General features: G+C 69.2%; 7 protein-coding genes. 5 read left to right on the top strand and 2 right to left on the bottom strand.

Annotated elements, in window-relative coordinates; genetic code table 11:
* The first annotated feature begins 438 nt into the window (after positions 1–438).
* The 4 genes from AC5JJ2_RS03370 (at position 439) to AC5JJ2_RS03355 (ending at position 4,412) form a co-directional block, all read left to right on the top strand.
* A complete protein-coding gene (locus tag AC5JJ2_RS03370; RefSeq protein ID WP_495856546.1) occupies positions 439–1,977 on the top strand; it encodes a hypothetical protein in 1,539 nt (512 codons plus the stop codon).
* A 261-nt stretch (positions 1,978–2,238) separates the two neighbouring features.
* Complete coding sequence (locus tag AC5JJ2_RS03365; protein WP_495856545.1) at positions 2,239–2,790, top strand: inorganic diphosphatase; 552 nt, start codon at positions 2,239–2,241, stop codon at positions 2,788–2,790.
* 40 nt (positions 2,791–2,830) lie between these two features.
* Entirely contained in the window at positions 2,831–3,688 is an 858-nt protein-coding gene (locus AC5JJ2_RS03360) for a prenyltransferase/squalene oxidase repeat-containing protein (protein WP_495856544.1), read from the top strand.
* Between the two features lie 7 nt (positions 3,689–3,695).
* Positions 3,696–4,412 (top strand): segregation and condensation protein A, encoded by a 717-nt coding sequence (locus tag AC5JJ2_RS03355; RefSeq protein WP_495856543.1) that lies wholly within the window; start codon positions 3,696–3,698, stop codon positions 4,410–4,412.
* 212 nt (positions 4,413–4,624) lie between these two features.
* Here the strand turns inward: AC5JJ2_RS03355 and AC5JJ2_RS03350 are convergent, their stop codons facing one another.
* Together AC5JJ2_RS03350 and AC5JJ2_RS03345 are read right to left on the bottom strand one after the other, a co-directional pair.
* Positions 4,625–5,308: a hypothetical protein gene (locus AC5JJ2_RS03350; protein WP_495856542.1), complete on the bottom strand. Its 684-nt coding sequence runs from the start codon at positions 5,306–5,308 to the stop codon at positions 4,625–4,627.
* 5 nt (positions 5,309–5,313) lie between these two features.
* Complete coding sequence (locus AC5JJ2_RS03345) at positions 5,314–5,982, bottom strand: HAD family hydrolase (protein ID WP_495856541.1); 669 nt, start codon at positions 5,980–5,982, stop codon at positions 5,314–5,316.
* A gap of 151 nt (positions 5,983–6,133) precedes the next feature.
* Here AC5JJ2_RS03345 and AC5JJ2_RS03340 point away from each other — a divergent pair, with 151 nt between their 5' ends.
* On the top strand, positions 6,134–6,682 hold the full coding sequence (locus AC5JJ2_RS03340) for a hypothetical protein (protein WP_495856540.1): 549 nt from the start codon (positions 6,134–6,136) through the stop codon (positions 6,680–6,682).
* Positions 6,683–6,856: the final 174 nt, after the last annotated feature.

Below are 6,856 nucleotides of genomic sequence, written 5' to 3'. Positions count from 1 at the left end.
GGGCGGGTCTTACCCCTGCCGGCTTCGCTGTGGCTCCCCCCGCCCTTCCGGTGTCGGGGCGCGGGGGGGGGCGCGGGGGGGGCCGCCCCCCCCCCCCCCCCCCCCCCCCCCGCTCCGGGTTCTACTTTCGCGTCGCCGGTTACGGTTGGGAAGCTCACGGCGGTGGCCGTGAGCTTTTTTTGTGCCGGAATGATTCCAAAATGATTCCGGACGGCGAACGTGAACATAAGTTCAATTTCGTCGCGGGGTTCGGGCGGGCGAAAAAATGATTCCGGACTTTTGAAATGATTCCAGCGGAGGGTGGCAGCGTATCCGTGGAATCATTTTCCGGGGCAAAGTTCCCGGCCTTCCCGCGGTTGCGGATTCCCTCACGTTTGCCCAAGCCCCCGGCCGATGAATCCCGATGGACGGCGGTGTTTCTCGGCGGAGGGAGTCCCCATGGCACGGTTCCAGACGTTCGCGGCCGTGGCCCTCGGCTCCGCGGCCCTCGCCGCGACCGCCGCCGCCCAGGACAAGACCCGGTACTCGCCGCAACTCGACATCGGCTTCCCCGTCCCCGCGGCCGTGCTGGACCTCAACCCGAAGCCCGCGAAGCTCCGCCTCTACTCGGCCGTCAACGGCGGCCCGTTCACGCAGGTCTCCGAGCGGGACGCGAACAACCTCGCGGCGATCCCCGGCCGGCGGTCGGGGTTCCAGTACTCCGCGCGGGCCGACGGCGAAGAGGAATTCGCCGTGCAGCTCGTGTACGCGGACGGCACGGTCAGCCCGGCCGCGGAGCGATTGCGGGGCGAGTACCGCGTCGTGTTCGACACCCGCCCCCCGGTCGTGACCGCGGCCGCCGACGGCGCGACGACGGTGGCGTGGAACGCGCAGGACGAGAACCTGGACGCGGACACGCTGAAGGTCGAGTGCCGGTGGCAGAACGGCGACGCGAAGTGGCACGAGGTCCCGAAGCCCCGCGGCGGGTTCGCGGCCCGCGACCGGTACACGTGGGCGAACCTCGCCCGCGAGAACCGCACGCTGGAGGTCCGCGTGACGGCGAAGGACAAGGCCGGGCACGAAACGTCGTCCCGCATCGTGCGGCTGCCGTCGAACGGCGTCGAGCCGGCCCGCGGCGGGTTTGACGAGGAGACGCCCCGCGACCCGGTCCGGCGGCCGACGTTCGGCAGCGGCGTCGGCAGCACCGGCCGCCTGCCGGACGACGTGCCCGGCCAGCCGCAGATCATCTACGTGAACAAGCGGGAGCTGACGGTCAAGTCGAAGCTCCAGACCGTCACCCGGTCCGGCGTGCAGGCCGTCCACCTGTTCGCGAAGCAGCTGACCGCGAACCCGAACGGCAACTGGCTGGCCGCGAAGAAGCAGGCGTGCGACATCAAGTACCAGGAGGCGAACCCGGCGATTGAAATTCCGTTCACCGCCCCGGACGACGGCCGGTACGGGTTCATCGTGATTCCCGAGAGCGGCGCGGGCAACCGCGACCGCGACCCGGCCCCGACGGCGGTGGCGCAGCACCTGGTGGAAGTGGACACGAAGCCGCCGGTGGTGAAGGTCCGCCGGGCGGTGGCGACGCCGGGCGGCGCGACCGGGACGCGGCTGGAGATCGAGTGGGACGCCGACGACCTGAACATGATGACCGACCCGGTCGTGATCGAGTACGCGACCGAGAAGACGAGCAACCAGTGGGTGTCGATCGCGGAGCGAATTCCGAACGCCCGGCGGTACGTGTGGGAGGTTCCCGACAAGACGCCGTTCAAGATTTACGTGAAGGTCCGCGCCACGGACAAGGCGACGAACACCGGCGAGGCCGTCACGCCCGACGCGATCGTCATCGACCTGGACAAGCCGTCGGCGGTGATCGAGACGGTGCGGCCGAGCGGCGGGCTGAGCGCGACGCCGGACCCGACGGGCGAGCGGCCGCCGCTGGAGGCGAAGCCGTCCGTGCTGACCGTGCCGGACCGCATCCCGCCGAGCCGGTAATTAAACCGCACCTCTCTCCCGTGCCTGCCACTCGCATCAACGGCGAGCGTCGCGAATTACCAAGCCCGCGCGAGGACCGGGCGTGCTTGCTTGTAGAACCCTGAGCGGAAGCGACGGGGTGTGGGGGACTCTCTCCACACCCCGTCGCTTCCGCTCAGGGTTCTACGAAGCCCGTTGTTGTGACGGCAACCGCCCCCTTCGCGGGTGGAACGCAGCCCGTTGCCCATATAAAAGCCCATACTCACACACCGAGGTCCGCTGATGCTCCGCCGAGACTTTGCCCGCGACTTCATGATGATCCCGCCGGGGACCGGGGAGCCGTCGGTCGCGAACATGATCGTCGAGATCCCGAAGGGCCGCCGCACGAAGTTCGAGGTGGACAAGCAGACCGGCCTCATCAAGATGGACCGCTACCTGTACAGCTCGGCCGTCTACCCCGGCGACTACGGGTTCATCCCGCAGACGCTCGCCGAGGACCACGACCCGCTCGACATCCTCGTCATGGTGAACGAGCCGACGTTCTCCGGCTGCCTGATCGAGGCGCGGGTGGTCGGCATCTTCAAGATGCGGGACAAGGGGCAGAACGACTTCAAAATCCTCGGCGTGCCGAACAAGGACCCGCTGTTCGACGCGATGCGGAAGTTGGAGGACGTGCCGAAGCACTTCCTGCGGGAGGTGGAGCACTTCTTCAGCACGTACAAGCAGCTGGAGGGCGTGCAGATCGAGGCCCTCGGCTGGGCGTCGCACGAGGACGGGGCGGTCGAGGTCCGGTCGTGCATCGAGCGGTTCCGCAAGACGCTGGGGAACTTCTGAGGCCAGAGGTCAGAGGTCAGAGGTCAGAAGGAATCCACCCGTGCGCCACCTCCTTCTCGTCGTCGCGTTCCTTGTCCCGGCGTTCGCCCACGGGCAGACGGCCGCCGAGAAGCAAGCGACGCTCGCGTACCTGGCGGCGATGCAGGACGACGCCACCGGCGCGTTCCGCGGCGACGCGAAGGCGTCGCCCGGCCTGCGGGCCACGTCCGCCGGCGTGCGGGCCACGAAGTACCTCGGCGGCAAGCTCGCCCACGGGCCGAAGGTCGAGGCGTTCGTGCTGTCCTGCTACGACAAGGCGGCCGGCGGGTTCGCCGAGCCGGGCGAGTCGCCGAACGTCCTCGTCACTTGCATCGGCGTCATGGCCGCCGCCGAGTTGGGGATCGACGAGGCGAAGTTCCCGAAGGCTGTCGAGTACCTGCACGCGAACGCCAAGCAGTTCGAGCAGGTCCGCATCGGCGCGGCCGCGCTCGAGAGTTTGAAGAAGAAGCCCGACTGGCTCGACGAGTGGGTGAAGGTCGCGGATTCGCAGCTGAACAACGACGGCACGGCCGGCAAGGGCGACGGTCTTCCGCGCGACACGGCGTCGGTCGTTGCGATGAAGCTCCGCCTCGGCTACCCGGTCGCGAACAAGGCGAAGGTGATCGACGCGATCAAGGCCGGCCAGCGGGCCGACGGCGGCTGGGGCAAGGCCGGCGCGACGGCGAGCGACGGCGAGACGACGTACCGCGTCATGCGGGCGCTGATGCTCGCGAAGGAGAAGCCCCGCGACGCGGCGAAGCTACGGGCGTTCCTCGCGAAGTGCCGCAACGCCGACGGCGGGTACGGGACCGCCCCCGGCGAGCCGTCGAGCGTCAGCGGCGTCTACTACGCGGCGGTTGTTTACATGTGGCTGAAGTGACCCGCGGATGAGCTACCAAGTTAACCTTCAGACGTTCCACGGGCCGCTCGACCTGCTGCTCTACCTCGTCAAGCGGAACGAGGTGGACGTTCACGACATCCCCATCGCGACCATCGCCGACCAGTTCCTCGAACACGTCCGCGTCGTACAGCAACTCGACATCGAACTCGTCGGCGACTTCCTGGTGATGGCCGCCACGCTCATGGAGATCAAGGTCCGCGGCCTCTTGCCGAGCGAGGCCGAGGCGGAGGCGGGCGAGTTGCCGGACCCGCGGCGGCAGCTCGTGAAGCAGCTGCTGGAGTACCGCAAGTACAAGGACGCGGCCGCGGCGCTGGAGCAGCAGGCGGAGGTTCACAACACGCGGCTGCCCCGCGTGCCGCCGGCGGAGCCGGCGGCCGCCGGCGCGCCGCCGGTGCGGCCGGTCGAGCTGTGGGACCTGGTGAGCGCGTTCGCGCGGCTGATGCGGGAGACGCAGGGGCTGCAGCCGAAGACGATCACGATCGACGACACGCCGCAGCACGTCTACGAGCGGCAGGTGCTGGAGCAGGTGGCCGCGGCGAGGCGGGTGAACTTCCGCGACGTGTTCACGCCGCCGTACACCCGGTCGAAGCTGATCGGGCTGTTCCTGGCGATCCTGGAATTGATTAAGCGGCACGAGATCGAGTTGGAGCAGTTGGAACCGTTCGGCGAGATTTGGCTGTTGGCGGTCGGACCGGTCATATAGCGGTGGGCTTGCCCACCGTGCAGTTTCGAGTCTTCGAGAAACTGCACCACCTACCCAACGCGGGGACGCTCCTCACACCACAACCACGTCCCCGCGGGCGTGACGGCGTTCCTCCCGCGGGTGCGTTTCTCCCACCGCAGACAGTTCCCCGTGGGAGGCTCCGCGGTGCGGGTTCTCGAAGACTCGAACCCGCACGGTGGGCAAGCCCACCGCTATATGTCGGGCACGGCCGGCGTGTAGTCCGTCAGGAACAGCCCCCGCACCGACTCCCCCTCGCCGGAATGCACCACCCCGCGGCCGCTCTCGGGGTCGGCCACGTTGAACGCCAGCGTCACGCCGTCGTCGCCGGGACAGTTCGGGTCGTACACCGTCAGCACCACGTCGCCGGTCGCGTCGTCGAAGGCGTACCCGTGGGCCAGCACCTGATGGTTCTTCCCCATCTCCCGCGGGTCGAGCGAGTGGGCCTTCACCAGCCCGAGCGCCGCCAGCTGCCCGGCGTCGAGCAGCGCCCGCACCTTCGGCCATTCCACTTCCGCCGTCAGCCGCGACAGGCCGTCCTGCACGCACACGCCGGCGACGTACCGGCCGCGGCCCGGCCGCCGCTGCCAGTCGTAGTACTTCAGCACCCCGAACGGCAGGTTGAAACTGTCGAGCAGCCGCCGACACAGGTACCGAACGACCGGCGGGTCGGGCGCGGGCGGGGGAACCATCCCGTGGGCGAACAGGTCGCGGGCGGCGAAGATCATGCCGCCGCACAGCCCGCCGTTCGCGTCGCCGACGGGGACGCGGCCGAACGGCGTCGGCACGGTCAGCACCGGCGTCCCCGGCGGGTACCAGTTCGGGAACGGGAACCCGTGCTGCGACGGCACGAACCCCGGCACGGCGACGGTCGGCATGGCGGCTACTCGAACCAGGACGGCGGCAGCTTGCAGAAGTCGGACAGGTCCGCGAGCGCGAGGTCCGGCCCGGTCGCGGCGAGTTCGTCCAGCGTGTTCCACCCGGTCGCGACGGCGACGACCTTCGCGCCGATGGCGCGGGCGCACTTCACGTCCAGCGGCGTGTCGCCGATCACCCACACGTCGGCCGTGCGGTAGTCCGGGTGGTGTTCCTTCAGGGCGGCGACGGCGGCGCGGGCCACGTCGTCCCGGTCGTGGTGAACGTCGCCGAACCCGCCGAACCGGAAGTAGTCCCACAGCCCGAAGTGGGCGAGCTTGTGCATCGCCCCGGCCCGCAGGTTCCCGGTGAGCAGGCCCATCCGCCGTTTCCCGTGCAGCCGCTTCAGCAGCTCGGCCACGCCCGGCAGGACGTGCCCGCCGTTCGCGTGCAGGCTCGGCCGGAGGTGCGTGAGGTACGCGTCGCGGAGCTTGACGTAGTTCTCGGCGGACGGCTCGAGGTCGTGGACGCGGAGCAGGTCGCGGCCGATGTCCGGGTCGGTCCGGCCGCCGAACGGCACCACGTCGCGGATGGTCGTGACGCCGAACGCGGACCGGAGGGCGGCTTCCATCGCCGCCTTCCCGGCCCCGCCGGTGCGAACGAGCGTGCCGTCGATGTCGAAGAGCAGGGTCGGCATTGGGATGTTTTACTCACGGATACGGCGGGGGGAAAAGAGCGGTCGGCACGAATCGAAAGTGGCGGGCACGAGAACCGATAGGCCGGTTCGGGTTGCCGAATTCTTGCCTTCGGGGTACGCCCGCTGAGGTCGAACCCGGCCGGAGACTCCGATGGTCCGTTCCAAAGTGGCGCTGGCCGCCGTCCTCGGCCTGCTCGCGGCCGCGCTGCCGCGGCCCGAACTCGATCACGAGGGGCTGGCCCGCCGCCGGCTCGCGAAGAAACGTCTCGACGCCCTCGACGAGACGTTGAGCCTCAACCGCCAGCTGATCGCGGGGGGCGCGTATGACGTGAACGCGCTATTCAACGTCCTGCAAGTCACCCTGAACCGGAACGCGACCGCCCGGCAGGTTTACGGTGAGTCGATGCAGCTCCTCCGCGAGTACGAGGCGGTCTTCCCAGAGGTCTGCCGATTGCATGACGAGATGCTGAACCTGAACGAGAAGGCGCGGCCCTCCGAGCGGGTGGGCGGCAGTTACGGTCAACTCCGGTCGTTCGTGAACGAACTCCGCGAACTCAAGGCCAAGTTCGGCGTACCGCCGGGCGAAGAGGAGGCGGCCTGGACGCGGTTCGTCGCGCGGTACAACCGCGAGACCCCCCCGACAAGCCGCGAGAAGACAGCGGCGATTTTGGTTCCACCCTTAGTCGTCGGCGGGATGTAGGGCGGGTCAAGGCTTTGCGCCGACCCGCCGGGGGTGCAACCGCGTCGGAGGGACGCCGAACCGGCCGGGACCGCGACGGCGGGTCGGCGCAAAGCCTTGACCCGCCCTACAAGACGGCCCAACGTCACGGCTTCATCGTCGCGATCCACTCCCACAGCAGCGCGACGCCGCGGT

This window comes from Limnoglobus sp., from assembly GCF_059499385.1.
Note: the sequence above shows the minus strand (reverse complement) of the source record. Positions and strands in the feature narration are given on the sequence as shown.

Excerpts from the sequence above, each read along its gene's own strand:
- AC5JJ2_RS03345 (WP_495856541.1), bottom strand. The coding sequence starts at position 5,982 with ATGCCGACCCTGCTCTTCGACATCGACGGCACGCTCGTTCGCACCGGC.
- AC5JJ2_RS03370 (WP_495856546.1), top strand. The coding sequence starts at position 439 with ATGGCACGGTTCCAGACGTTCGCGGCCGTGGCCCTCGGCTCCGCGGCC.
- AC5JJ2_RS03350 (WP_495856542.1), bottom strand. The coding sequence starts at position 5,308 with ATGCCGACCGTCGCCGTGCCGGGGTTCGTGCCGTCGCAGCACGGGTTC.
- AC5JJ2_RS03365 (WP_495856545.1), top strand. The coding sequence starts at position 2,239 with ATGCTCCGCCGAGACTTTGCCCGCGACTTCATGATGATCCCGCCGGGG.
- AC5JJ2_RS03355 (WP_495856543.1), top strand. The coding sequence starts at position 3,696 with ATGAGCTACCAAGTTAACCTTCAGACGTTCCACGGGCCGCTCGACCTG.
- AC5JJ2_RS03340 (WP_495856540.1), top strand. The coding sequence starts at position 6,134 with ATGGTCCGTTCCAAAGTGGCGCTGGCCGCCGTCCTCGGCCTGCTCGCG.